The sequence below is a fragment of the Streptomyces sp. Ru73 genome (assembly GCF_002920575.1).
Lineage (GTDB): Bacteria > Actinomycetota > Actinomycetes > Streptomycetales > Streptomycetaceae > Streptomyces.
Genome location: NZ_PQSQ01000057.1, coordinates 1 through 25113 on the forward strand (window position 1 = coordinate 1; position 25113 = coordinate 25113).

Annotated in this window: 20 protein-coding genes and 1 pseudogene; 9 read left to right on the plus strand and 12 right to left on the minus strand. The window is 73.8% G+C overall.

What is annotated here, in order from left to right; genetic code table 11:
* The first annotated feature begins 279 nt into the window (after positions 1–279).
* A complete protein-coding gene (gene trpS, locus C3486_RS22840) occupies positions 280–1272 on the plus strand; it encodes a tryptophan--tRNA ligase (RefSeq protein WP_103834627.1) in 993 nt (330 codons plus the stop codon).
* A 104-nt stretch (positions 1273–1376) separates the two neighbouring features.
* On the opposite strand, the gene proC is transcribed toward trpS, so the two are convergent.
* On the minus strand, positions 1377–2186 hold the full coding sequence (proC, locus tag C3486_RS22845; RefSeq protein ID WP_103834628.1) for a pyrroline-5-carboxylate reductase: 810 nt from the start codon (positions 2184–2186) through the stop codon (positions 1377–1379).
* Between the two features lie 136 nt (positions 2187–2322).
* Positions 2323–3420 carry a helix-turn-helix transcriptional regulator gene (locus C3486_RS22850; protein ID WP_181138657.1) on the minus strand — a complete coding sequence of 366 codons (1098 nt, stop codon included), beginning with the start codon at positions 3418–3420 and terminating at the stop codon, positions 2323–2325.
* Between the two features lie 308 nt (positions 3421–3728).
* On the opposite strand from C3486_RS22850, the gene C3486_RS22855 reads away from it, so the two are divergent.
* On the plus strand, positions 3729–4100 hold the full coding sequence (locus tag C3486_RS22855; RefSeq protein WP_146075040.1) for an SH3 domain-containing protein: 372 nt from the start codon (positions 3729–3731) through the stop codon (positions 4098–4100).
* A gap of 68 nt (positions 4101–4168) precedes the next feature.
* On the opposite strand, the gene C3486_RS37695 is transcribed toward C3486_RS22855, so the two are convergent.
* Positions 4169–5038 (minus strand): ABC transporter permease, encoded by an 870-nt coding sequence (locus C3486_RS37695; protein ID WP_219822242.1) that lies wholly within the window; start codon positions 5036–5038, stop codon positions 4169–4171.
* 159 nt (positions 5039–5197) lie between these two features.
* A pseudogene (locus C3486_RS38160) lies at positions 5198–5836 on the minus strand (ABC transporter ATP-binding protein); the annotation flags it as partial.
* Between the two features lie 309 nt (positions 5837–6145).
* Here C3486_RS38160 and C3486_RS22865 point away from each other — a divergent pair.
* The 3 genes from C3486_RS22865 (at position 6146) to C3486_RS22875 (ending at position 10089) form a co-directional block, all read left to right on the plus strand.
* Positions 6146–6556, plus strand: a complete 411-nt coding sequence (locus C3486_RS22865; RefSeq protein WP_103834631.1) for a hypothetical protein — start codon at positions 6146–6148, stop codon at positions 6554–6556.
* Positions 6557–6825: 269 nt separating this feature from the next.
* A complete protein-coding gene (locus tag C3486_RS22870; protein ID WP_103834632.1) occupies positions 6826–8526 on the plus strand; it encodes a SulP family inorganic anion transporter in 1701 nt (566 codons plus the stop codon).
* Positions 8527–8670: 144 nt separating this feature from the next.
* Positions 8671–10089, plus strand: a complete 1419-nt coding sequence (locus tag C3486_RS22875) for a M1 family metallopeptidase (RefSeq protein WP_103834633.1) — start codon at positions 8671–8673, stop codon at positions 10087–10089.
* 30 nt (positions 10090–10119) lie between these two features.
* On the opposite strand, the gene C3486_RS22880 is transcribed toward C3486_RS22875, so the two are convergent.
* Together C3486_RS22880 and C3486_RS22885 are read right to left on the minus strand one after the other, a co-directional pair.
* Positions 10120–10668: a hypothetical protein gene (locus tag C3486_RS22880; RefSeq protein ID WP_103834634.1), complete on the minus strand. Its 549-nt coding sequence runs from the start codon at positions 10666–10668 to the stop codon at positions 10120–10122.
* A gap of 42 nt (positions 10669–10710) precedes the next feature.
* Positions 10711–11022, minus strand: a complete 312-nt coding sequence (locus C3486_RS22885) for an SH3 domain-containing protein (protein WP_103834635.1) — start codon at positions 11020–11022, stop codon at positions 10711–10713.
* Positions 11023–11217: 195 nt separating this feature from the next.
* Here C3486_RS22885 and C3486_RS22890 point away from each other — a divergent pair, with 195 nt between their 5' ends.
* Positions 11218–13578 carry a PQQ-binding-like beta-propeller repeat protein gene (locus C3486_RS22890; RefSeq protein ID WP_103834636.1) on the plus strand — a complete coding sequence of 787 codons (2361 nt, stop codon included), beginning with the start codon at positions 11218–11220 and terminating at the stop codon, positions 13576–13578.
* A gap of 78 nt (positions 13579–13656) precedes the next feature.
* Here C3486_RS22890 and ilvD read toward each other — a convergent pair whose 3' ends face one another.
* The 4 genes from ilvD to C3486_RS22910 all read right to left on the minus strand — a co-directional run bounded on the left by ilvD (position 13657) and on the right by C3486_RS22910 (position 18257).
* Positions 13657–15510 carry a dihydroxy-acid dehydratase gene (gene ilvD / locus C3486_RS22895; RefSeq protein WP_103834663.1) on the minus strand — a complete coding sequence of 618 codons (1854 nt, stop codon included), beginning with the start codon at positions 15508–15510 and terminating at the stop codon, positions 13657–13659.
* Positions 15511–15738: 228 nt separating this feature from the next.
* A complete protein-coding gene (locus C3486_RS22900; protein ID WP_103834637.1) occupies positions 15739–16371 on the minus strand; it encodes a TetR family transcriptional regulator in 633 nt (210 codons plus the stop codon).
* Positions 16368–17180, minus strand: a complete 813-nt coding sequence (locus C3486_RS22905; protein WP_103834638.1) for a sugar phosphate isomerase/epimerase — start codon at positions 17178–17180, stop codon at positions 16368–16370. Before C3486_RS22905 ends, C3486_RS22900 begins: the two co-directional genes overlap by 4 nt.
* Before the next feature lie 135 nt (positions 17181–17315).
* Positions 17316–18257: a Ppx/GppA phosphatase family protein gene (locus C3486_RS22910; protein ID WP_103834639.1), complete on the minus strand. Its 942-nt coding sequence runs from the start codon at positions 18255–18257 to the stop codon at positions 17316–17318.
* A gap of 45 nt (positions 18258–18302) precedes the next feature.
* Here C3486_RS22910 and C3486_RS22915 point away from each other — a divergent pair, with 45 nt between their 5' ends.
* Positions 18303–19184: a hypothetical protein gene (locus C3486_RS22915; RefSeq protein ID WP_103834640.1), complete on the plus strand. Its 882-nt coding sequence runs from the start codon at positions 18303–18305 to the stop codon at positions 19182–19184.
* A 72-nt stretch (positions 19185–19256) separates the two neighbouring features.
* Here the strand turns inward: C3486_RS22915 and C3486_RS22920 are convergent, their stop codons facing one another.
* Positions 19257–21020, minus strand: a complete 1764-nt coding sequence (locus C3486_RS22920; RefSeq protein ID WP_181138658.1) for an RNA polymerase sigma factor — start codon at positions 21018–21020, stop codon at positions 19257–19259.
* A 232-nt stretch (positions 21021–21252) separates the two neighbouring features.
* Between C3486_RS22920 and radA the strand changes: the two genes are divergently transcribed.
* A complete protein-coding gene (radA, locus tag C3486_RS22925) occupies positions 21253–22695 on the plus strand; it encodes a DNA repair protein RadA (RefSeq protein ID WP_103834641.1) in 1443 nt (480 codons plus the stop codon).
* A gap of 261 nt (positions 22696–22956) precedes the next feature.
* On the plus strand, positions 22957–24081 hold the full coding sequence (gene disA, locus C3486_RS22930; protein WP_103834642.1) for a DNA integrity scanning diadenylate cyclase DisA: 1125 nt from the start codon (positions 22957–22959) through the stop codon (positions 24079–24081).
* Between the two features lie 167 nt (positions 24082–24248).
* On the opposite strand, the gene C3486_RS22940 is transcribed toward disA, so the two are convergent.
* A complete protein-coding gene (locus tag C3486_RS22940; protein WP_103834644.1) occupies positions 24249–25085 on the minus strand; it encodes a hypothetical protein in 837 nt (278 codons plus the stop codon).
* Positions 25086–25113 lie beyond the last annotated feature (28 nt).

Here is a 25113-nt window from a genome sequence, read left to right on the forward strand (position 1 = left end):
AGTCGCTGACTCCGTGGCAACTCGGAGGACACTACACGACGCCCCGACTTCGTTCAAACCCGTGCCTGGACGGCCTCCCGGCGGTACCTTGAGGCCATGCATACGCGTGCGCTCGTACAGCAGTGGTGGCCCGCCTGACGGCGGCCGACCACAGCGCATGCATGTTCACGGCCGCCGCCTCCGGCGGCCGTTCGCGTATCTCCCTCCTGTGACCGGCCGGCCGGGCCGGTGCGGCGGTCTCCAGTGACCGAGCGAATGAGCAGGCAAGGGGATCGAGAGATGACGCGGATCTTCAGTGGGGTGCAGCCGACGGGGCATCTGACGCTGGGCAATTACCTCGGGGCGATGCGGCGCTGGGCTGCGGAGGACCAGTACCGCGCTGACGCGCTCTTCTGCGTGGTCGACCTGCACGCGCTGACCGTCGAGCACGATCCGGCGCGGGTGCGGCGGCTCAGCCGGCAGGCGGCGACCCTGCTGCTGGCCAGTGGGCTGGACCCGGAGCGGTGCACGGTCTTCGTGCAGAGCCAGGTCGACGAGCACGTGCGGCTCGCCTACCTGATGGAGTGCACGGCCACGGACGGCGAGATGCGCCGCATGATCCAGTACAAGGAGAAGGCGGCGCGGGAGCGGGAGCGCGGCGGGAGCGTGCGGCTGTCGCTGCTGACGTATCCGGCGCTGATGGCGGCGGACATCCTGGCGTACGGGACGGACGAGGTGCCGGTGGGTGAGGACCAGGCGCAGCACGTGGAGCTCACCCGGGATCTGGCGGTGCGGTTCAACCAGCGGTACGGGCAGACGTTCGTGGTGCCGAAGGCGACGCTGCCCGCGGTGGCCGCACGGGTCATGGACCTGCAGGAGCCGACGGCCAAGATGGGGAAGTCGCGCACCCGTACGGCGGGGATCGTCTACCTGCTGGACGAGCCGGACGTGGTGCGCAAGAAGGTGATGCGGGCCGTGACGGACGCGGGGAGCGACGTCGTGTACGACCGGGCGGAGCGGCCCGGGGTCGCCAACCTGCTGGACGTGCTGGCGGCCTGTACCGGTGGGGACCCGCGGGCGCTGGCCGGGGAGTACGACTCCTACGGCGCCTTGAAGAAGGACACGGCGGAGGCCGTGGTGGAAACGCTGCGGCCGGTGCGGGAGCGGCACGCGGAGCTGGCCGCCGATCCGTCGTACGTGGACGGGGTGCTGCGGGCCGGTGCCGAGCGGGCCCGGCGGCTGGCCCGGCCCCGGGTCGACGCGGCGTACCGGGCGATGGGGCTGGTGGCGTAGCCGTGCGGTCGCGTGTGGCCGGGCCGGTGGCCCGGTCGCGCGGCCGGGAAGGGCGAGGGCTCGCCGCGGCGGCTGCCCGGCGGGGCAGCCGCCGGTCGCGGGCGTCAGCCGTTGCCGGAGGCCAGGGCGCGGCTGCGGTCGCGGGCCGCTTCGAGGGCGGCGATGAGTGCGGCGCGTACGCCGTGGTTCTCCAGCTCGCGGATGGCGTTGATGGTGGTGCCGGCCGGCGAGGTGACGTTCTCGCGCAGCTTGACCGGGTGCTCGCCGCTGTCGCGGAGCATCACGGCAGCGCCGATGGCGGCCTGGACGATCAGGTCGTGTGCCTTGTCGCGGGGCAGGCCGAGCAGGATGCCGGCGTCGGTCATGGCCTCGACGAGGAAGTAGAAGTAGGCCGGGCCGGAGCCGGAGAGCGCGGTGGCGGCGTCCTGCTGGCTCTCGGGGACGCGGAGCGTCTTGCCGACGCCGCCGAAGATCTCCTCGGCGTGCGCGAGATGCGCGTCCGTGGCGTGGGTGCCGGCGGAGATGACGGACATGGCCTCGTCGACGAGGGCCGGGGTGTTCGTCATGACCCGTACGACCGGGGTCTCCGGGGCGAGGCGCTCCTCGAAGAAGGAGGTGGGGATGCCGGCGGCGCCGCTGATGACGAGGCGGTCGGCGGGCACGTGCGGGGCCAGCTCGTCCAGGAGCGCGCCCATGTCCTGCGGCTTGACGGTGAGGATGAGGGTGTCGGCGCCCTTGGCGGCGTCGGCATTGCTGACCGCCTCGACGCCGTAGCGCTCGCGGAGCTGCGCCGCGCGCTCGGGACGGCGGGCGGTGACCAGCAGGTCGGTGGGCGACCAGCCGCCGCGGATCATGCCGCTGAGCAGGGCCTCGCCGATCTTTCCTGTGCCTAGGACGGCGACCTTGTGGGACATGCGGTTCACCTCGCCGGTGGGACTTCGCGGTGCGCGCCGGGCGCGCGGTACCGCGTCATCCTCGCATTCGGGGACGCGCGGGTGCCGGGGCGTTTCACGTTGTGGGCGGGGGTGCGGGGCGGGTGCGGCCGGGTGTTCAGGCGCCGCGCGGGTCCGACGCGGTGGGCCCGGCGGAGTCCGCGGGCGCGGGGCCGGACGGTGCGGGGGCGATGCGGAAGCGCTGGGCCTTGGAGGCCGTGCAGGGGGTGAGGACGGCCTCGGCGCCTTCGGTGGTGGCGGGGGCGGCGATGGTCACGCAGCGCCGGCCGTCCTCGGTACGGAAGAGGTGGACGGCGGAATCGTCACTGCGGGCCGCGGCGGGCTCGATGCGGAGGCGGGTGGCGCCGGGGCAGTCGTCCTGCGGTTCGAGGAGGCCGGTGGCAGGACCGGCGGTGCGTACGGCGAGGCAGCCTTTCCCCTGGTCGGGGCGGTACCACTGGATGCGGTACGTGCCGGAGCCCGCCGGGACGAGGGTGGTGCGCTGAGGTGCCACGTCCGCGCAGGGGCGCTGGACGGCCACCACGGAGTCGTACCGGCCGTCCGGAACGTATCCCTCGGTCAGGCAGAGCTTCGGCGCGCTGAGAGGGTGGATGCGGACCGGGCCTTCGGGGAGCGCGGTGGCGGAGTCCGAGGTGGTGTCCTCCGCCGTCTCTGAGGGTTGGCCTCCCGCTGCGCCTGTGGAGGGGTGGTTCCGCCCGGCATTCGGGGAGTGGTCGTCGCCACCCCCGAGGGACGTCAGTGCCCACAGGAGCAGCGCGGTCAGTACGAAGACGGCCGCGAGGGCCGACAGAGCGGTGGGGCGCAGTGCTGTGCGCCACGCCGAGGGGCGGCCCGGCCGCGGGGACGGCGGGGCGGTGGGAGCGGCGGCTCCGTCGCTCGTTCCCACGCCCGCTCCTGCCTTTGCTCCCGCTGCGGCTTTCGTGGCGAGGAGGCTGCGGGCTCGGGTCCACTCCGCCGCCTGGTCGCCGGCTCCGCAGGCGCGTACGAAAGCGGCCAGCAGGTCGGGGCGCGGCAGGGAGCGGCCGCCGAGCGCGTTGGCCAGGGTGCTGCGCGGCAGTGTGTCCCCGTGTGCGGCGGCCTTCTCCTCCAGTTGGCGGTAGGTCAGGCCCGACTGTTCCTTCAGGCGCCGCATCGCCTCGATGAATTCGCCCGTATCGCGTGCCGCGTACGGCGCTGAGCCGTCCCCGTCTCCCATGGCTGTCATATTGCCCGGGACATGCCATCCGGCCAACGGCTACTTCGCGCCGCCCCCGCACCGGGCGGGCGGCGTCCGGGCCGCACCCCGAACAGGGCGCTGACCTGCTGGGACAGACGTGCGCTGTCCGGGACAGCGGTACGCCGTTGACCTGGCACCGCCCGCCTCCGGAGTCTCGAAACGTCCCGGTCGCCCCGCCGCCCGCCGCTGTCACGGGGAGCGGCGGAAGCGGGGCCGTCCGGTACGTCCGACGTCCGTCATCCGCCACGGCGCTGCCGTCCGTGGCGCACAGCCTGTGAGGAGACTCCATGCGTATCCGTAAGGCGTTGGCCATCACCACCCTGGGCGCAGCACTCACGTCCGGTGCCGTGCTCCTGCCCGCCACCTCGGCGGGCGCCGCGCCCTCCGCCGTGACGTGCGGCAATGCCCACTGGCCGCACAGCAACAAGGACAGCGGTTCGGGGAAGATCTCTGTCGGTTCGGCGGCCGTGCACACCGGTCCGTACGGCGACTGCACCACGGTCGGGTACGTCAACAAGGGCGTCAAGGTGACCTACGACTGCTACGTCACCAACACCGCCGGCAACAGGTGGACCTGGATCCGTGACACGGCCGGCAGCAGCCTCGGCTGGATCTACGGCAAGTACCTCGACGACGGCGGGGCGACGGAGCGCTGCTGAGCCGGCCCCCGGGCTGTCGCCCCGGCTCCCGGCCACCGGCCCCCGGCTCACCCTTCGGTGGGCCGGGGCTAGGGCGTGCGGCGGCGGAGGGTTGCCGCGCCCAGGGCGAGGACGAGGAGGGCGCAGCCGGTGACGATGCCGGCGTCGCGGAGGAACGTGGCGGTGATGTCGGCGTTGCGGAGTACTTCGTTCATGGCGTCGACCGCGTACGACATCGGGAGGACGTCGGACAGGGCGGAGAGCGCCGGCTGCATGGCGTCGCGCGGGGCGAAGAGGCCGCAGAGCAGGAGTTGCGGCATGAGGACCGCCGGCATGAATTGGACGGCCTGGAATTCGGAGGCCGCGAAGGCGGAGACGAAAAGGCCGAGGGCCGTGCCGAGGAGGGCGTCCAGGACGGCCACCAGGAGGAGGAGCCAGGGGGAGCCGGTGACGTCCAGGCCGAGCAGCCAGACGGACAGGCCGGTGGCGAGGGCCGACTGGACGACGGCGAGCAGGCCGAAGGCGAGGGCGTAGCCGGCGATCAGGTCGGCCTTGCCGAGGGGCATGGCGAGGAGGCGTTCGAGGGTTCCCGAGGTGCGTTCGCGGAGGGTGGCGATGGAGGTCACCAGGAACATCGTGATCATCGGGAAGATGCCGAGGAGGGAGGCGCCGATGGTGTCGAAGGTGCGGGGATCGGCGTCGAAGACGTAGCGGAGCAGGGCGATCATCGCGCAGGGCACGAGGAGGAGCAGCGCGATGGTGCGGGGGTCGTGGCGGAGCTGGTGGAGGACGCGCGCGGTGGTGGCGGCGGTGCGGGGCGCCGCGGAGCGGCGGGGGGCGTGGGGCGCGGCCTCGGGGTGCGGGCGGGCGGGGCCGGCGTCCTGCCGCGGGGGTGCCGCCGTGCCCGCATCCTCGGCCCGGTCCACCAGGGTCAGGAACGCCTCCTCCACGGTCCGCATGTCCGTGCGGGCCGTGAGGTCGGACGGCGAGCCGGTGGCGAGGAGGCGGCCCTCGCGCATGAGGAGGAGGCGGTCGCAGCGTTCGGCCTCGTCCATGACGTGGGACGAGACCAGCAGCGTCACGCCGCGGTCGGCGGCGAGGGTGTGGAAGAGGCGCCACAGGTCGCGGCGGAGCACGGGGTCGAGGCCGACGGTCGGTTCGTCCAGGACCAGCAGTTCGGGGTCGCCGAGGAGGGCGACCGCGAGGGAGACGCGGCTGCGCTGGCCGCCGGAGAGGTTTCCGGCGAGCACGTCGGCGTGCGAGGTCAGGTCGACGTCGTCGAGGGCGCGGTCGACGGCCTCGCGGCGGGTGGTGCGGGCGGCCCGTCCCGGGTGCAGGACCTCGGCGAAGTACGCGAGGTTCTGCCGGACGGTGAGGTCGTCGTACACGGAGGGGGCCTGGGTGACGTAGCCGGTGCGGGGGCGCAGTGCGGCGTCGCCCGCGGGCCGGCCGAGGACGTCGAGCGCTCCGGTGACGTGTGCCTGGGTGCCGGCGAGGGCGCGCATGAGCGTGGTCTTGCCGCAGCCGGAGGGGCCGAGGAGGCCGGTGACCTGCCCGCGCGGGACGTCGAAGTCCAGGGAGTCCAGGACGGTGCGGCCGCCGCGTACGACGGAGAGGCCGCGGGCGTGTACGGCGGGAGCCGGGCCGGCGTCGGTGCCGGTGTCCGCGTCGGCAGCGCCGGGATCCCCGGGCGCAGGGACCTCGTGTGTGCTGTGGGGCGCGTGCGGCTCGTGCGTGCTGCCGGGCTCGTAATTCATCACGTGTTGAATAGTGCGCCTGGCGATGGTGGGGCGTCAAGGAGCGCGCGGGAGGGAACCTGGCGGGGGGAGGCGACGTTCAGTAGAGGCGCACGTGCGTGGTGTCACCGGCCCGGCGCGGGCCGGCGGCCGAGCGCCCGGCGTGCGGGGGTTCGGTACGTACTCCCGGCGGCCGCCGGAGCGAACGGAGGAGATCGTTCCTCTCCGATAACTCCGCGTTAACTTGACGGTTACACGCGGACTTGCCGTACGGGGGCCGACTTTGGACACAATGGAATCGACTGTCCACGGGCGCCGGAGGAGGCGACGATGGGGAAGCCGGGTACCGCGATACGCCCTGCCCTGGCCATCTTCATTGCCTCCTTGCTGGCCCTGCTGACCACGGCCGGTTTCGCCTTCGCCGAGCCGGCCGAGGCCCACGGCAGTCATCTGTCGGCGCCCAAGAACGGCGCCTCCGCACCGGCCGCCGAGACCACCGCCAAGGCCGCCCTCGAAGGCGGCGCCAAGGGCGAGGTCGGGCCCGAGACCTGTCACCTCCGACGGGCCGTCCGCACTTCCGCCGGGCCGCCCACACCGCCCGACCCGCGCGCCTACTGCGTGTGCTGCCGCACCGCGCCGGTGGACCAGCACGACTCGGCCGTTCCGCTCGGGCACGCGCACGCCACATCACCGCAGAGAATCGGTCAAATTCCTCTCACCCTCTGTGTTTTCCGCTGCTGAGGGATGTCGGAACGGGCTTCCCCCTGCCCGCGCAACCGCACCACACGGGCGTCCGCACGCCATGAACACCTGACCGGAACGGACCGCTGACCGGAACCGACCGCCGCACGACCGCCTCCGGGCGGCCGGTGGCCGACGGTGACCGGCCGCGCGGCCCGGCGCTTCCGGCCGCCCCGGCGTGCCCGTCCGCTTCGTACGGATCCAGCAATCCATCCGCAAGCTCCTGCCGCAGTACGCGCTGCCGGCGGGCACCAGCTGGAGGCATCCTCATGCGCAATGTCGTCGAACGGATCTTCAACTCCCGTCTCGGCCCCCCTGGCACCGACGCGCCGCCGGGCTCCGCCGGCCGGCGCGGCACCTTCCGCGCCGACTTCACCGCCTCACTCGTCGTCTTCCTCGTCGCCGTCCCGCTCTGCGTCGGCGTGGCCGTGGCCTCCGGCGTACCCGCCGAACTGGGTCTCGTCACCGGCATCGTGGGCGGTCTGCTCACCGGCCTCCTGCCCGGCTCCAGCCTCCAGGTCAGCGGCCCGGCCGCCGGCCTGACCGTGCTGGTCTACGAAGCGGTGAAGGAGTACGGCGTCGGCGCGCTCGGCATCCTCGTGCTCGTCGCGGGCCTGCTCCAGCTGCTCATGGGCGCGCTCAAGCTCGGGCGGTGGTTCCGTGCCATCTCGGTCGCGGTGGTCCAGGGCATGCTGGCCGGCATCGGTCTGGTACTGATCGCGGGCCAGCTGTACGCGCTCGCCGACGCGAAGGCGCCCGGCAGCGGCCTCGCCAACCTGGGCGGACTGCCCGACCTCTTCATCGACACCGTGGGCTCCAACTCCGCGCTGGCGGCCCTGGCGATCGGCGCCGGCACCATAGCCGTCCTGGTCCTGTGGCCGCGCTGGAAGAAGGCGGCCCGCGTGCTGCCCGCGCCGCTCGCCGCGGTGGCCCTCGCCACGCTCGCCGTCTTCGTGCTCGACCTGCCGGTCGCCCGCGTCGAGGTGCAGGGCCTGCTGGGTGCCATCCAGCCGCCCGGCGCCGACGACTTCTCGCGCGTCGCCGAGTTCGGCGTCATCGGCACGGTGCTCGCCTTCACGCTCATCGCCTCCGCCGAGTCCCTGTTCAGCGCGGCCGCCGTGGACCGGCTGCACGACGGGCCGAAGACCGACTACGACAAGGAGCTGATGGCCCAGGGCGCGGGCAACACCGTGTGCGGCGTGCTCGGCGCGCTGCCGATGACCGCGGTGATCGTACGGAGCTCCGCCAATGTGTCGGCCGGCGCGAAGACCAAGGCCTCGCGCGTGCTGCACGGCGTGTGGCTGCTGGTGTTCGCCGCTGCCTTCCCGGCCGCGCTGGGCGTCATCCCGGTGGCCGCGCTGGCCGGTGTGCTGGTGCACGCGGGCTGGAAGCTGATGCCGCTGAAGGAGATCGGCCCGCTGTGGCGCTCGCACCGCGGCGAGGCCATCGTGCTCGCGACGACCGCGATCGCCATCGTGGTCACCAACATGTTCGAGGGCGTGCTGATCGGTCTGCTCATGGCCGTCGCGAAGACCGCCTGGGAGACCTCGCACGTACACCTGGAGGTGACGGGCGACGGCATCGACGGCGCTCAGGCCCGCGAGGTGCACAGCCTCGTGGTCGCCAAGTCGGTGCACGGCGGCGGGGCCGCCACGGCCACCGCGCCCGAGGCCACCGCGCTCGACGCTCCCCCGCTCGAGGCCGCGGAGCCCGCGGCCGACAGGACCGCGGGGCCGGTCCGGGTGCGCGCCGTCGGCAACGCCACCTTCCTGCGGCTGCCGCGCCTCCTGGATCAGTTGGAGGAGCTGCCCGCCGACCGGGAGATCCAGCTGGACCTCTCGGGGCTGCGCCACCTCGACCACGCGTGCGAGGCGGCCCTGCTCTCCTGGGCCGAGCAGCGCCGCCGCCGGCTGGCCGAGCCGGCCGGCGTGAGCATCGACCACATGCCGGTGCGCGGCGCGGCCTCCTGACCCGCCGCCCCTGAAACGGGGGCCCTGTCCTGGGACATCCCCCCGGCGGCGGAACACGTTTCCGCTTCCGGGGGGATACAGGAAACCGTATGACCCCATAAGGTCAGCGCGTCCTCTTCCGCCCCCACACCCCCAGGACTCTTCGTGAAACGCCGGCCCCTGCGCGCCTGCGGCGCGACCGCCGCCCTGTCCGTGGCACTCTTGCTGTCCTCCTGCACCTCCGGCATCACGCCCGGCGCCGGCACCGCCGCCGTGGACGGCCGGGACACCCTCGGCGACCCTCTCTTCCCCGCCCTCGGCAACGGCGGCTACGACGTGCGCCACTACGACCTCGACCTGGACTACGACGTGCCGCACGGCACGCTCGACGCCACCGCCCGGCTCACCGCGCGGGCCCGGCAGCGCCTGGCGTCCTTCTCGCTGGACCTGCACGGCCTGAAGGTGACGCGCGTTCAGGTGGACGGTGAGCCGGCCGACTTCTCCCGGCGCGGTGACAAACTGCGAGTGCGCCCGGCGAGCGCGCTCGCCAAGGGACACACCTTCCGCACGACCCTCGCCTACGGGGGCCGCCCCTCGGACTTCACCGACCCGGACGGCTCGACGGAGGGGTGGGTGCGCACGGCGGACGGGGCGTTCGTCGTGGGCGAGCCGGCCGGGTCGCAGACCTGGTTCCCCGGCAACCACCACCCGAGCGACAAGGCCACGTACGACATCGCGGTCACCGTTCCCGACGGCTGGACCGCCGTCTCCAACGGCGAGCTGCGGAGCCGGAAGAAGGCGGCGGACGGCACGCGCACCTTCCGCTGGCACAGTGCCGAGCCGATGGCCTCGTACCTGGCCACCGCCACCGTCGGGAAGTTCCGGCTGCGGACCGGCCGTACGCAGCAGGGCGTGCCGCTGATCACGGCCGTCGACCCGAAGGAGGAGCGGAAGAGCGCCCGGCCGCTCGGCCGCCTGCCGGAGATCGTCGACTGGGAGAGCAGGGTGTTCGGGCCGTACCCGTTCTCCTCCGCCGGCGCCATCGTCGATCATCCGCCCAAGAGCGTCGACTACTCCCTGGAGACGCAGACCCGGCCGATCTACTCGGGGGCGCCCGACGAGCTGACCGTGGTGCACGAGATGGCGCACCAGTGGTTCGGCGACTCGGTGACGCCGAAGACCTGGCAGGACATCTGGCTCAACGAGGGCTTCGCGACGTACGCGGAGTGGCTGTGGGCCGATGAGCACGGCGGTAAGTCGCCGCAGAAGCAGTTCGACGCGCACTACCGGCTGCCGGCCGGCGACCCGCTGTGGGACTTCCCGCCGGGCCGCCCGGGGAAGGCCGCGAACGTGATGGACACCCCGGTGTACGAGCGCGGCGCGATGGTCCTCCAGCAGCTGCGGAACGCGGTGGGCGACCGGACCTTCTTCCGCATCCTGAAGGAGTGGCCGGCCGAGTACCGGCACCGCACCGCAAGCAGCCGGGACTTCATCGCCTTCTGCGAGCGGCGGGCGCACAAGGACCTGTCGGGGCTGTTCGACACCTGGCTGTACGGAAAGGGGAAGCCGGACCGGACGTACTGACGGCGGCGGGAGGTGTGACGCCGGCGTGGGTCAGCGGCGCTTCCTGCCCTTGCCGCCGGCCTTCGCGGCCGCCTTGCGCGCCGCGGGGTTGCCCGTGCGGGCGGTGCGGCGGCGCTCGTACCGGGCGCGCGCCTCCTCGTACTCCGCGCGGTGCAGCTTCTCGCCGGGCGCCTCGATGAGCGCGCGGCAGAAGTAGGCCAGCAGCGAGCCGATGAAACCGATCATCATCAGGCTCTGCGCGGACTTCTCGGCCTTCTCGGCGGCCCGGTCGGCGGCCGGTTCGCGGCGGCGGACGAACCCCTCCCACGTACGGCGGAAGGCGAGCGCGCTGCAGACCGCGAAGCAGACCACGATCAGGACGTTCACCAGCGAGCCGACCTCGGCGACCGCCAGGCCCTCGAAGGCGAAGCGCAGCACCAGCGCGCCGAGCGCGGCCAGCACGAGCGCGCCGAGGGCCACGCCGACGCGGCGCAGCGCGTAGCCGCCGTCGTGGTGAACCCAGGTGGTGCCGAAGAACCGGAGGGCGACCGGCTCGGGGCCGGCCGGCTCGGCGGCCGGGCGCTTGTGCTCCTCGCTCATGCCGTCGATTATCCCCGGCCGTCCCCGCGCGCCGTCGTCCGGTCAGCTCGCGCAGCGCGGCGCGACGAAGCCGTCGCTCCCGGTGTGCACGTACGTGTCGGAGACGTACTGGCCGCTGCCGATGCAGTCCCAGATGTCGCTGGTGCCGTACGGGCCGATCACCCGCTGGCCGGTGCGCTGGCAGCGGATCGGGACCGAGGAGCCGGCCGGCAGCGTGCGGACGACAGCGGCGCCGGTGCTCGGGCCGCTGCGGACGTTGAGGCGGTAGCCCGGCGCGATCGGGTAGCTGCGGTAGGCCGATACCGCGGCGGCCTGTCCGGCCGCGCCGTCGACGGTGTTCTCCTGCGTGCTCATCGTGCGTTCCCCCGTGGAATGTGGTGTGAATGCCGTCGCCCGGCGGGGCGATTTCCGGCCGTTCCCGCCGCACCTCTCGGCGACGCGAACGGGGGTCAGGCTAGCAAGCGGTGTCCGGGCCGCAACGGTCATCCACTAGGCTCCGAGCGTCGCATCTGCGGCCGTTTGCGCGGCCGAATACACGGGGGTGGGGAGATGCCGCCGCTGCGGAGTTCCGGCGCCGGACCGGAAGCGGAACATCCGGAATACGCGGGGAACTACCGGCTGGAAAAGCTGCTCGGGGCGGGCGGCATGGGCGTGGTGCACCTGGCGCGTTCCGCGTCCGGGCTGCGGCTCGCGGTGAAGGTGGTGCACGCGGAATTCGCGCAGGACCCGGAGTTCCGCGGCCGGTTCCGGCAGGAGGTGGCGGCCGCGCGCCGGGTGAGCGGCGCATTCACCGCGCCGGTCGTGGACGCCGATCCCGACGGGGAGCGCCCGTGGATGGCGACGCTCTACATTCCGGGCCCCACGCTTTCCGCCCATGTGAAACGGAACGGCCCGCTGGCTCCGGACGAGGTACGGAAACTGGGCGCCGGTCTGGCGGAGGCGCTGCGCGACATCCACCGTGCGGGCGTGGTGCACCGCGATCTGAAACCGAGCAATGTCCTGCTGGCCCCCGACGGCCCGAAAGTCATCGATTTCGGCATTTCCCGACCGTCCGACAGCGAAATGCGGACGGAAACCGGCAAATTGATCGGGACGCCGCCTTTCATGGCACCCGAACAGTTCCAGCGGCCGCGCGAAGTGGGACCGGCCGCCGATGTGTTCGCGCTGGGCTCGGTGCTGGTGCACGCGGCGACCGGGAGCGGCCCTTTCGATTCGGAGAGCCCGTACCTCGTCGCGTACCAGGTCGTCCATGACGAGGCCGACCTCGCGGGCGTGCCGGAGGAGCTGGCGCCGCTGCTGCGCAGCTGTCTGGCGAAGGACCCGGCGGACCGGCCGACGCCGAGCCAGCTGATGGCCAGGCTCCGCGTGGACCTGCCGACGGAGCTGGACCTCGCGCCGTTCCACGAGCCGCCGGCCGCGGTCGCCGCGCACGCCACCGGCTCCCTCTACGGCCCGGAATCCCTCCTCGGCCCGGAGTCCGGCCCCGTCCCGGACTCGCTGCTGGAGCCGGACTCGACGCTCGACGCGCCCGAGCCCGCGGCCTCCGCAGCTCCGCCGGCGCCGCGGATACCGGCCCCGCGGGAGCCCGCCGAGGCCGACCCCACCCATGTGCGGGCCAGGCCGCCGGTGCCGTCGCCCGCTCTCACGGGCGCACCGCCCGAGGAGCCGGCCGCACCGCGCCGCGCGCGCCGCTGGGCGGCCTGGGCCGCGGTCGCCGCCGTCGTCGTCGGCGGGGGCGGCTTCCTGGGCGTACGGGCGCTGCTCCCGCCGGACGCCCCCGAGGTCAGGGCCGGGGCGGGCGCGGCGGAGCCGTTCCACCCGTGGCGCACCGCCCTGCTGGAACGGTCCGCGGGGCATGCCGCCGAGATGCCGTTCTGCTCCTTCGCGCCGCGTGCCGCGCAGTCCGGAGCGGCCGCCTCGCCCGCGCTCTTCTGCGCGCAGCGGGGCGTGCGGGCCGCGCGCGTGGAGCCGGAGCACGGCGCCGTGACATGGCGGCTGCCCGCGGGGCCCGCCGCCGCCACCGACCTGCCGCCGGCCGCGCCCGTGCCCGCCGGCGGGCTGGTGTACGTGCTGTCCGCCGACGGCAAGCGGCTGGACGCCTTCGATCCCTCGGCGGACGGCAAGGGCGCCCGGCGCTGGACCAAGAACGTCTCGGCCTACCACGGGCAGGTGGCCGTAGCCGGTGACGCCGTGCTGCTCACGGCGGCCGACGGCACCGTCACCGCGCTGGACGCCCGGACGCACGAGGAGCGCTGGCACCGCGCGTTCCCGGGGCACGCGCTGCCGGGCTTCCGCTCGTACGGCACGGACGGCTCCACGGCGTACGCGGCCACCGTGCGGGACGACGGCCGCACCCTCGTCACCGCGATCGGCCTCGCGCACGGCACGGTCCGGTGGGAGAAGGTGCTGCCCGGCACGCTCACCCCGGCGGGCCCCGGCGCCGGCGGGGCGCTCTTCCTGACCGCGGCGGCGCCGGACTCCCGTACGGAGGCGGTGGTGCGGTACGACCCGGCCAGTGGCGCGGTCCGCCGGTACCGGCTCGCGGCGCCGCTGGACGACGCGCTGGCCGTGGTGCGCGGCGGGACGGTCTACCTGCTCGCCTACGGCGGGACGCTGCAGGCGGTCGGCGCGCGGACCTGGTCGGTGGAGACATCGGTGAGCCGCGGCTCACGGCCGGTGGTGGCCGGCGACCGGCTGTACTTCAGCTCGGCCGACGGGCGGCTGCTGGCGGTGGACACCCGGCGCGGGGCGCTGCTCGGGCAGACGGAGCCGCGGCTGGCCACGGGGCGCGGCGGCTTCCTGGAGACGGTGCCGTCGCCGGTGGTGGACGCGGCCGGGCGCCGGGTCTTCGCCTCGGCCCCGGACGGCACGGTCTTCGGGGTGGACGCCGAGGACCCGGGGCGCTGGTAGCCGGTACGCGAGCGCCCCCGGCGTACGGAGGTCCGTACGCCGGGGGCGAGTGGTGCGCGTGACCAGCCGGTCAGCCGGTCAGCCGAGCTTGCTGACGTCCCGGACCGCGCCGCGGTCGGCACTGGTGGCCATCGCGGCGTAGGCGCGCAGCGCGGCGGAGACCTTGCGCTCGCGGTTCTTCGGCGCGTACACGCCGTTCAGGGCCTCGCGGCGGGCGGCCAGCGTGGCCTCGTCCACGGCCAGCTCGATCGACCGCTCCGGGATGTTGATCTTGATCAGGTCGCCGTCCTCGACCAGCGCGATGGTGCCACCGGCCGCCGCCTCCGGGGAGGCGTGGCCGATGGACAGGCCCGAGGTGCCGCCGGAGAAGCGGCCGTCGGTGACCAGCGCGCACGCCTTGCCCAGGCCGCGGCCCTTGAGGAAGGAGGTCGGGTACAGCATCTCCTGCATGCCCGGGCCGCCCTTGGGGCCCTCGTACCGGATGACGACCACGTCGCCCTCCTTGACCTGCTTGTTCAGGATGCGCTCGACGGCCTCCTCCTGGGACTCGCAGACCACGGCGGGGCCCTCGAAGACCAGGATCGACTCGTCGACGCCGGCGGTCTTCACGACGCAGCCGTCCTCGGCGAGGTTGCCGCGCAGCACGGCCAGGCCGCCGTCCTTGGAGTAGGCGTGCTCCAGGGAGCGGATGCAGCCGTTCTCGGCGTCGGTGTCGAGCGAGTCCCAGCGCTCGGACTGGGAGAACGCCGTCGCCGAGCGCTTGCAGCCGGGCGCGGCGTGGAACAGCTCGACCGCCTCCGGGGACGGCGAACCGCCGCGGATGTCCCACTCCTTGAGCCAGTCGGCCAGCGAGTCGGCGTGCACGGAGGAGACGTCCTCGTTCAGCAGGCCGCCGCGGAACAGCTCGCCCAGGATGGCCGGGATGCCGCCCGCGCGGTGCACGTCCTCCATGTAGTACGTGCCCTGCGGCGCGACGTTCGGCGCGACCTTGGACAGGCAGGGGACCCGGCGGGAGACCGCGTCGATGTCGGTCAGGCCGAAGTCCTGGCCCGCCTCCTGGGCCGCGGCCAGCAGGTGCAGGATCGTGTTGGTCGAGCCGCCCATGGCGATGTCGAGCGCCATGGCGTTCTCGAAGGCCGCGCGGGAGCCGACGTTGCGCGGCAGGACCGTCTCGTCGTCCTGCTCGTAGTAGCGCTTGGTGATCTCCACGACGGTCCGGCCCGCGCGCTCGTACAGCGCCTTGCGCGCGGTGTGCGTGGCGAGCACCGAGCCGTTGCCCGGCAGGGCCAGGCCGATGGCCTCGGTCAGGCAGTTCATCGAGTTGGCGGTGAACATGCCGGAGCAGGAGCCGCAGGTCGGGCAGGCGTTGTTCTCGATCCGGAGGATGTCCTCGTCGGAGACGTTCTCGTTGACCGCGTCGGAGATCGCGTCGATCAGGTCCAGCTTGCGGACCGTGCCGTTGACCAGCGTGGCCCGGCCGGCCTCCATCGGGCCGCCGGAGACGAAGACCGTCGGGATGTTCAGCCGCATCGCGGCCATCAGCATGCCCGGGGTGATCTTGTCGCAGTTGGAGATGCAGATCAGGGCGTCGGCGCAGTGCGCCTCGACCATGTACTCCACGGAGTCGGCGATCAGGTCGCGGGAGGGCAGCGAGTAGAGCATGCCGCCGTGGCCCATCGCGATGCCGTCGTCCACGGCGATGGTGTTGAACTCCCGGGCGATGCCGCCCGCCTCCTGGATCGCCTCGGAGACGATCCGGCCGATCGGCGCGAGGTGGGTGTGGCCCGGCACGAACTCGGTGAAGCTGTTGGCCACCGCGATGATCGGCTTCCGGCCGATGTCCGCGCCCGCTACGCCCGAGGCCTGCATAAGGGCACGGGCGCCCGCCATGTTGCGGCCGTGGGTAACGGTGCGGGACCTCAGCTCAGGCACGATGGTCACTCCCTTGGGGTTCGTCGGACTCGCCGCCACGCCGGCGCCTCGCGGGACCCTGCGCCGGGCCTCCGGCCTGCGGCGCAGTCACGTCACGGCAGTCACATATCAGCTGATCCGAGACTACGCCCCTGATCCAAGATCTGGACAGTCCCTCCGGAATGTGAGACGCCCGATCGCCATGCGGACGGGACCGGACGCATCCGGCCACCGGCGGACGGCGGCCGCTCACGCCTCCGTGAGGTACCGCTGCAGCGTCGGCGCGACCATCCGCACGATCTCCTCGGTGTCCGCCGAGGCCAGCGGCTCGACCTGGATCACGTACCGCAGCATCGCGATGCCGACCAGCTGGGAGGCGGCCAGCTCGGCCCGGAAGCGCGGCTCGGGCACGGCCAGCTCCGCCGCCACCCGCTCCAGCATCCGCCGCAGCACGACGCCGCGCAGCACCTTCGCCGCGGTGTCGTGGGTCACGGCGGACCGGACGACGGCGAGGAGCGAGGCCCGGCTCACCGGGTTCTCCCAGATGCCGATGAAGTACCGCGCGAACCGCTCCCCGATGCCGTCGGCACCCTGCGCCAGCAGGTCGGGAAGGTGCAGCGCCGGCTCCATGGTGACCTCGATGGCCGCGCCGAAGACCTGCTCCTTCGTGCCGAAGTAGTGGTGCACCAGCGCCGGGTCCACCTGCGCGGACTTGGCGATGCCGCGGATGGAGGTCTTGTCGTAGCCGCGTTCGGCGAATTCCGTACGGGCCGCCGCGAGGATGCGCTCCCGCGCGCCGGGGCCTTCCGCGCCCGCCGAGCGCGCGGGCCGGCCGCGCCGCCGCGGCGCTGCCCCGGCGGTGCCCTCGCCGGGGCCGCTCACGAGCCGTACACCGAGTTCGGCGAGGCCAGGTGGAGGCGGGTGAAGGCGAGGGCCTCGGCGAGGTCGGCCTCGCGTTCGGCGGCGGAGAGCGCGCGGCGGGTGTTGACCTCGATCACGATGTGGCCGTCGTACCCGGTGGCGGCCAGCCGCTCCAGCAGCTCGGCGCACGGCTGCTTGCCGCGCCCCGGCACCAGGTGCTCGTCCTTGTTGGAGCCGTTGCCGTCGGCGAGGTGGATGTGCGCGAGCCGGTCGCCCATCCGGTCCACCATGTGCAGCGCGTCACTGCGGGCCGTCGCGGTGTGCGACAGGTCGACGGTGAAGTGCCGGTAGTCGTCCTTGGTGGGGTCCCAGTCCGGCGCGTACGCCAGCATCTCGCGGTCCCGGTACCGCCAGGGGTACATGTTCTCGACGGCGAACCGCACGTCCGTCTCGCCCTCCATGCGCCAGATGCCGCGCACGAAGTCCCGGGCGTAGTTCCGCTGCCACCGGAAGGGCGGGTGCACCACGACCGTGGAGGCGCCCAGCTTCTCGGCGGCGTTCCGCGCGCGCTGGAGCTTGGTCCACGGGTCGGTGGACCACACCCGCTGGGTGATCAGCAGACACGGCGCGTGGACGGCCAGGATCGGCACGCCGTGGTAGTCGGACAGCCGGCGCAGTGCCTCGATGTCCTGGCTGACCGGATCGGTCCAGACCATGACCTCGATGCCGTCGTACCCCAGGCGTGCGGCGATCTCGAAGGCCGTCGCGGTCGACTCCGGATACACCGACGCCGTGGACAGGGCGACCTTCGCATCCGGGATGCGCACCACTGGCTCCGTCACGAGGGACAGGGTACGGGCCCGTGCGCTACCGGGGGCAGGCGGTCCGGTATGTCAGACGCCACTATGACGCCCCCATGACGCGATCCTGCCGGCCCGGAAGTCCGCGGGCGGGCCCCGGTCGCCCTAGGCCGCCTCGCCGTTCGGCAGGTGGTCCAGCCGCCGCAGGATGACGCCCTCGCGCAGCGCCCACGGGCAGATCTCCAGCTCGTCCACCTTGAAGAGGTCCATCGCCGCCTCCGCGACCAGCGCCCCGGCCAGCAGCTGGCGGGCCCGCCCCTCGGAGACCCCGGGCAGCTCGGCGCGCTTCTCCGCGGTCATCGTGGCCAGCTGCGGCACCCACTCCTCCAGCGCCCGCCGGGTCAGCCCGCGCTGCGCGTACAGTCCCTCCGCCGAACCCGGCGCGCCGGCGATCCTGGCCAGCTGCTTGAAGGTCTTGGACGTGGCCACGACGTGGTCCGGCGGCCCGAAGCGTGTGAAGTCGCTCACCACCCGCGCGATTTCGGCCCGGACCCGGCGCCGCAGGGCCCGTACGTCCTCCGCGTCCGGCGGGTCGCCGGGCAGGTCGCTGTTGGTCAGCCGGCCCGCGCCGAGCGGCAGCGAGACCGCCGCGTCCGGGTCCTCGTCCAGGCCGTACGCGATCTCCAGCGAGCCGCCGCCGATGTCCAGGAGCAGCAGCCGCCCGGCCGACCAGCCGAACCAGCGGCGGGCCGCGAGGAAGGTGAGCCGCGCCTCGTCCTCACCGGAGAGCACCCGCAGCGTGACGCCGGTCTCCTCGGCGACCCGGGCCAGCACCGCCTCGCCGTTGGGTGCGTCACGCACGGCGGAGGTGGCGAACGGCAGCACGTCCTCGACGCCCTTGTCCTCCGCGACCTGCATCGCCTCGCGGACCGTGGCGACCAGCCGGTCGACCCCCGCCTCCGCGACGTTCCCGTCCTCGTCGAGGAGTTCGGCCAGCCGCAGCTCCGCCTTGTGGGACCAGGCGGGCAGCGGGCGCGCACCGGGGTGCGCGTCCACGACCAGCAGATGCACCGTATTCGAACCCACGTCGAGGACACCGAGTCTCATGGACAGAAAGCTACTGCGGCCCGGTGTCGCCCTTAGGCTGGGGATGTGGCGAAGACGAAAAAGGCGAAGCAGGAAAAAGCCCTCAAGAAGCTCGAAAAGCAACAGGCGCGCGGGGCGGCGTCCGACGAGGTGACCGACGAGGTCGGCCTCGACTTCGCCCGCGCCTGGGTCACCTTTCCCGACCCGGCCGACGACGAGCAGGTCTTCAAGTGCGACCTGACCTGGCTCACCTCGCGCTGGAACTGCGTCTTCGGCGGCGGCTGCCAGGGCATCGAGGCCGGCCGCGCCGACGACGGCTGCTGCACGCTCGGCGCGCACTTCTCCGACGAGGAGGACGAGGAGCGGGTCGCGGAGCACGTGGCGCGGCTCACACCGGACATCTGGCAGTTCCACGACGTGGGCACCACGACCGGCTGGGTCGAGGAGGACGAGGACGACGGCGAGCGCCAGACCCGGCGCTGGAAGGGCTCCTGCATCTTCCAGAACCGCCCCGGCTTCCCCGGCGGCGCCGGCTGCTCGCTGCACATCCTGGCGCTCCAGGAGGGCCGCGAGCCGCTGGAGACCAAGCCGGACGTCTGCTGGCAGCTGCCGGTCCGCCGTACGTACGAGTGGATCGACCGGCCCGACGACACCCGCGTGCTGCAGATCACCATCGGTGAGTACGACCGCCGCGGCTGGGGCCCCGGCGGCCACGACCTGAACTGGTGGTGCACCTCGGCGACGTCGGCGCACGGCGCGTCGAAGGCGGTGTACGAGTCGTACGCGCCCGAACTCATCGAGCTGATGGGCAAGGAGGGCTACGACCGCCTCGCCGAACTCTGCGAGGAACGCCTGGCGACGGAACGCCCGGTGGCCCCGCACCCGGCGGACCCGGTCCTGCTCCCGATGCCGACGATGCCCGCAAAGAACGGCCCGTCCGGCGTGTGAGGACCGGGGGCCCGGGGGCAGCGCCCCCGGTTCCGGGAAGGGGCGGGGCCGGGGCAGCTTCTCCCCGGATGCTCAGCCCGTCGGGCTGCCGCTGTCCGACGGAGGCGGTGCCGAGCTGGGCGGCGGGTCGCTGGGCGACGGCTCCGTGGGCGTCGGAGTGGGCGTGGACGACGGCGGCGGATCGCTCGGTGACGGATCCGACGGCGTGGGATCCGGCGGCGGAGTCGTCGGGTGCCCCGGCGGATCCGTGGGCGTCGGCCGCGGCCCGCCCGGGTCCGGCCGCGTCGCACCGCGCCCCTCGATCGTCACCACAGCGCCCGCCGGATCGACCGTGACCCGGGCCCGCCAGTAGCCGGCCGGCTCCCGGTCGTGGTCGACGTACACCTTGATCGTCGTGCTCTCGCCCGGCCGCAGCACCCCCGCCGTCGTACTGAACTGCAGCCACGGTGCGTCCGCATGCGCCGCCCAGCGCACCGCTGAGCCGCCGGAGGCGGACAGCGTGACCAGGGTGAGGTCCCCGCTCGGCTGCGCCGCGACGGTCAGCCGCCCCGGCCCCGAGCGGGACCGCGAAGGGCTCGGCGCGGCCTCCCGCAGCCGTTCGCCGTGCGTCCCGATGACCTCCACCGAGACGTCCGGTGAGCGCTTGCCGGCACTGAAGCCGGGGTCGGGCGTGGTCTGCGCGCTGCCCGCCTTCTCGTACTCGCTCGAGCCCAGCCGGTCGGCGTCGCTGTCGCCCGCGGTGACGGCGGGCCCCTCGGTCTCGCCGGTCAGCGGGGCGCCGCGGTAGGCCGCCCAGAGCGCGAGCACGGGCGCGGCGACCACGGTGGCGACCACGGTCGTGGTGAGCGCGCGGCTGCGGAGCCGGGCGTTGCGTGCCGCCCGGTCCTTGGGCCCGAGCGGGAAGCCGCTGCGGTCGTACCGGGGTGCAGAACCGTTTACGCCCCCCGCCCGTTTCGTACGCCCCTGCGCCCCCTTGTCCAGCGGCTCCACCGCCCGCCCGGTCCGCGACCGCAGGGCGGCCCGCATCGCCACGCGGGCCGCCGCGCGCGGCGCGCTGACCATCGGCAGCGGCCCCTGGGCCACCGGCTCGGCACCCGGCCACGGCCCGCCCGCGGTCGCCCGCTCGGCCGTGCGCCGGCACTCCTCGCACGCGTCCACGTGCCGCACCAGCTCCCGCCGCAGCGCCGTCCCCAGCAGCATCCGGGTGTCCCCGGCCAGCCGGGCCACGTCGGGGCAGCGGCCGAACTCGACCACGGCCAGCGCCGCCCGGGTGCGCTCCACCTCGCAGGCGGCGGTCGACAGCAGGGCGCGCGCCGCGACCGGCTCCATGCCCAGCACGGCGGCCAGCTCGCGGGAGCCCAGCCCGTGCCGTACGGACAGCTCCAGGGCCTCGCGCTGCTCGGGCGTGGTGCCGGCCGCCTCGGGCCAGGCCAGCGCGGCCAGTTCGCGCCGCTGGTCGGTCTCGTCGGCGGCCGCGGGCTCGGGGCGCGCGTCCGGGTCGGCGAGCCGGCGCAGACAGGCCCAGCGGGCCAGCGCGTACAGCCAGGGGCGGTACAGGGCGGGGTCGGAGGGGCGGCGGCCGTGCTGCCGCTCGGCGAGCGCGAGCACCTCGCCGAGCACCTCGGTGGCCGCGCCGTGCTCGCACAGGACGGAGAGGCAGTACGTGAACAGGCCGTCCACGTGCGGCTCGTAACGCTCCAGCGAGAGGTCGTGGCGGTCGTGACGGTCGGACCGGGCGGCACGGCCGGCCCGGCCCGGCCGCCGGCTGCGCTCCGTACGCACGGCGTGGGGCGCTTCGGCGGCGGTCTGCGTGGGATGTCCGGGCCTGCTGCTCATCACCCGGCGACCGTAGACAGATGACGGAGACCGGTCAGGGCCACTCGGGCGCTTTTAATCCTTTCGGGTGGCGTTCTCCCTCAAAAGGGGACAGGCGTCCGATCCGCCCCGTCCCTCACACGCGTACCTTCCGTCCCGGCCGCCCGAACGCGTCGTCGGGCCGCTGCCCGGAACGCACCGTCCGTCCCGCCGCCCGGCCGCGTTGTCGGACCCCACGGCTACGGTGGCTCCCATGGCAACCCGTAAATCGCCGGCCAAGGACCGCCCGTCGTACCGCTGCACCGAGTGCGGCTGGACCACCGCGAAGTGGCTCGGCCGCTGCCCCGAGTGCCAGGCGTGGGGCACGGTCGAGGAGGCCGGCGGCAGCGCGGCCGTCCGGACCACGGCCCCTGGCCGGGTCACCACGGCCGCACTGCCCATCGGCCAGGTCGACGGCCGGCAGGCCACCGCGCGCTCCACCGGAGTCGCCGAGCTGGACCGCGTGCTCGGCGGCGGCCTGGTGCCCGGAGCCGTGGTGCTGCTCGCCGGCGAGCCCGGCGTCGGCAAGTCCACGCTGCTGCTGGACGTCGCCGCCAAGGCCGCGAGCGACGACCACCGCACGCTGTACGTCACCGGCGAGGAGTCCGCGAGCCAGGTGCGGCTGCGCGCCGACCGCATCGGCGCCCTCGACGACCACCTCTACCTCGCGGCCGAGACCGACCTCTCCGCCGTCCTCGGCCACCTCGACTCGGTCAAGCCCTCGCTGCTGGTCCTGGACTCCGTGCAGACCGTCGCCTCGCCCGAGATCGACGGCGCGCCCGGCGGCATGGCCCAGGTCCGGGAGGTGGCCGGCGCGCTGATCCGCGCGTCCAAGGAGCGCGGCATGTCCACGCTCCTGGTCGGCCACGTCACCAAGGACGGGAACATCGCGGGTCCCCGCCTGCTGGAGCACCTGGTCGACGTCGTGCTGAGCTTCGAGGGCGACCGGCACGCCCGCCTCCGTCTCGTACGCGGCGTCAAGAACCGGTACGGCGCGACCGACGAGGTCGGCTGCTTCGAGCTGCACGACGAGGGGATCACCGGCCTCGCCGATCCGTCGGGCCTCTTCCTGACCCGCCGTGACGAGCCCGTGCCGGGCACCTGCCTGACCGTCACCCTGGAGGGCCGCCGCCCGCTGGTCGCCGAGGTCCAGGCGCTCACGGTCGACTCCCAGATCCCCTCCCCGCGCCGGACCACCTCGGGGCTGGAGACCTCGCGCGTCTCGATGATGCTGGCCGTGCTGGAGCAGCGCGGCCGGATCTCCGCGCTCGGCAAGCGGGACATCTACAGCGCCACGGTCGGCGGCGTGAAGCTGTCCGAGCCGGCCGCCGACCTGGCCGTGGCGCTCGCGCTGGCCAGCGCCGCTTCCGACACGCCGCTGCCGAAGAACCTCGTGGCGATCGGCGAGGTCGGCCTCGCGGGCGAGGTCCGCCGGGTCACGGGCGTGCAGCGGCGGCTCGCCGAGGCGGCGCGCCTCGGCTTCACCCACGCGCTGGTGCCGGCCGATCCCGGCAAGATCCCGGCGGGCATGCGGGTCCGGGAGGTCGCGGACGTCGGCGAGGCGCTGCGCGTGCTGCCGCGCCGTCCGCGCCGCGAGCCGCCCCGGCAGGAGGGCTCGCCGGAGGAGGCCGGGGCGTCGCCGCTGAGCGGCCGCTGAGCCGCGGGGACCGGGCGCCCTGCGAGCCGCGGGGCGGCCGCCCGCGCTGCCGCGGAGGCCGCCTCCGGTGCGCCGGGCGGGTGCCGCCCGGCGCCGTCCGGGCAGGACTCCCCTAGGTAAACGGCGCGTCGCCGGTAGACTTTGCCCTGGTCTCGCCCGTCAACGCAGTCCTGCCGCAGATCGCGTCCGCGACGTACGTACGCGGCCACGGCGGCTCCGGGCGGGCTGCGGCACCGACAGACCTTGCGACGGAGGAGTGCAGTGGCAGCCAACGACCGGGCGTCGTCCCCCGGAAGGTCCGGCGGTAGCTCCGGCGGTGACAGTCTGATGCGCGCGTCGCTCAGCGCGGTCGCGCCGGGCACGGCACTGCGGGACGGACTGGAGCGCATCCTCCGCGGCAACACCGGCGGTCTCATCGTCCTCGGCTTCGACAAGACGGTCGAGTCGATGTGCACCGGCGGTTTCGTCCTCGACGTGGAGTTCACCGCCACCCGGCTGCGTGAGCTGTGCAAGCTCGACGGCGCGCTGGTGCTCGACAAGGACATCACCAAGATCCTGCGGGCCGGCGTCCAGCTGGTCCCGGACGCCTCCATCGCGACCGAGGAGACCGGCACCCGGCACCGCACGGCACAGCGGGTGTCGATCCAGGCCGGTTTCCCGGTCGTCTCGGTCAGCCAGTCCATGCGGCTGATCGCGCTCTACGTGGACGGCGAGCGCCGGGTGCTGGAGGAGTCGGCCGCGATCCTCTCCCGCGCCAACCAGGCGCTCGCGACCCTGGAGCGGTACAAGCTCCGGCTGGACGAGGTGGCCGGCACGCTCTCCGCGCTGGAGATCGAGGACCTGGTGACGGTCCGGGACGTGACCGCCGTGGCGCAGCGCCTGGAGATGGTCCGCCGGATCGCCACCGAGATCGCCGAGTACGTCGTCGAGCTGGGCACGGACGGCCGGCTGCTCTCCCTGCAGCTGGACGAGCTGATCGCGGGCGTCGAGCCGGAGCGCGAGCTGGTGGTGCGCGACTACGTCCCCGAGCCGACGGCCAAGCGGTCCCGTACGGTTTCCGAGGCGCTCGCCGAACTGGACGCGCTGTCCCACACCGAGCTGCTCGAACTCCCCATCGTGGCGCGCGCCCTCGGGTACAGCGGCTCCCCCGAGACCCTGGACTCCGCGGTCTCGCCGCGCGGCTTCCGGCTGCTCGCCAAGGTCCCGCGGCTGCCCGGCGCGGTCATCGACCGGCTCGTGGACCACTTCGGCGGTCTGCAGAAGCTGCTGGCCGCCAGCGTCGACGACCTGCAGACGGTGGACGGCGTCGGCGAGGCCCGCGCCCGTTCGGTCCGCGAGGGCCTCAGCCGCCTCGCCGAGTCCTCGATCCTCGAACGCTACGTCTGAGCCGTTCGCACGCCGAGGTGCGGCGTGCGACGTGCGGCGTGCGGCGTGCGGCGTGCGGCGTGCGGCGTGCGGCGTGCGGCGTGCGAGCCGTTCGTACCTCGTCGAGCGGCCCCGCGGCCGTACGACCGGGGCCCGTACGGCGGGTCTCGGTCTCGGTACGGCGGTTCTCAGTCCTTGGCCAGGACGAACGACGTGCTGTCCGAGGCGAGGCCGTCGACGGTGATCTCGGCGAGGTAGGTGCCGGCCTTCGCGGACTTCCCGGCGGGGGTCGCGCAGTGCGGCCCGCTGGGCTTGCGGTCCCACTCGACGGTCCGGGTGATGGCCGACCCGGCGGGGACCTTCAGGAGCGCGGCGCCGGTGTCCGGCGGGCAGTCGTCAGAGGCGTAGAGGTGGTCGTCGCTGTCGGTGTGACTGATCGTCAGCACGGCGGCCTTCCGGCCCAGGTCGACCTTGCAGTCCTGGTCCGAGGTGTTCCTGACGGTCACCTCGAACTTCGGCCGGTCGTCGGGGCCGTAGGAGTTCTTCACGCTGCGCAGCTTCAACTCCACACCGGAGCCCTGGCAGTTGGCGAGCGCGGAGCCGCCGGGGACGAGGACGCCGCCGCCGCTGCCGGCGCCCGCGCCGGAGCCCGAGCCGCCCTCGCCGATGGGCGTGCCGCCGCCCGTGCCGCCACCGGCACCGCCTGCACCGCCCGAACCGCCGCTCCCGGCACCGCCGGAGCCCGTGCCGGAGCCGCCGGCGCCGCCGCCGTCGCCCGACTCGTCGCGGCCGCCCGGCTTCTGGCTGATGCCGGAGTCGGTGGCGTTGGGCCCCGGGGTGATCGACGTGGCGGGACCGCCGGCCGAGCCCTTGCCGTTGGCGCTGCCGTCACCGCTGGTGTTGCCCAGGTTCACGGCCCACACCACCAGCAGGACGAGGAGCGCCAGGATCGCGAGCGCGACCGCCCTCCGTCGCCAGTAGATGGACGAGGGAAGCGGCCCGATCGGATTGCGCAGAGATCCCACGCGGAAACTGTACGAGAGATCAGGGCCG

Excerpts from the sequence above, each read along its gene's own strand:
- C3486_RS22850 (WP_181138657.1), bottom strand. The coding sequence starts at position 3,420 with ATGGGAGACGGGGACGGCTCAGCGCCGTACGCGGCACGCGATACGGGC.
- proC (WP_103834628.1), bottom strand. The coding sequence starts at position 2,186 with ATGTCCCACAAGGTCGCCGTCCTAGGCACAGGAAAGATCGGCGAGGCC.
- C3486_RS22910 (WP_103834639.1), bottom strand. The coding sequence starts at position 18,257 with ATGAGACTCGGTGTCCTCGACGTGGGTTCGAATACGGTGCATCTGCTG.
- C3486_RS22880 (WP_103834634.1), bottom strand. The coding sequence starts at position 10,668 with ATGAGCGAGGAGCACAAGCGCCCGGCCGCCGAGCCGGCCGGCCCCGAG.
- C3486_RS22920 (WP_181138658.1), bottom strand. The coding sequence starts at position 21,020 with ATGAGCAGCAGGCCCGGACATCCCACGCAGACCGCCGCCGAAGCGCCC.
- C3486_RS22890 (WP_103834636.1), top strand. The coding sequence starts at position 11,218 with ATGCCGCCGCTGCGGAGTTCCGGCGCCGGACCGGAAGCGGAACATCCG.
- C3486_RS22870 (WP_103834632.1), top strand. The coding sequence starts at position 6,826 with ATGCGCAATGTCGTCGAACGGATCTTCAACTCCCGTCTCGGCCCCCCT.
- C3486_RS22885 (WP_103834635.1), bottom strand. The coding sequence starts at position 11,022 with ATGAGCACGCAGGAGAACACCGTCGACGGCGCGGCCGGACAGGCCGCC.
- C3486_RS37695 (WP_219822242.1), bottom strand. The coding sequence starts at position 5,038 with ATGCGGACCGTGGAGGAGGCGTTCCTGACCCTGGTGGACCGGGCCGAG.
- C3486_RS22865 (WP_103834631.1), top strand. The coding sequence starts at position 6,146 with ATGGGGAAGCCGGGTACCGCGATACGCCCTGCCCTGGCCATCTTCATT.
- trpS (WP_103834627.1), top strand. The coding sequence starts at position 280 with ATGACGCGGATCTTCAGTGGGGTGCAGCCGACGGGGCATCTGACGCTG.
- radA (WP_103834641.1), top strand. The coding sequence starts at position 21,253 with ATGGCAACCCGTAAATCGCCGGCCAAGGACCGCCCGTCGTACCGCTGC.
- C3486_RS22855 (WP_146075040.1), top strand. The coding sequence starts at position 3,729 with ATGCGTATCCGTAAGGCGTTGGCCATCACCACCCTGGGCGCAGCACTC.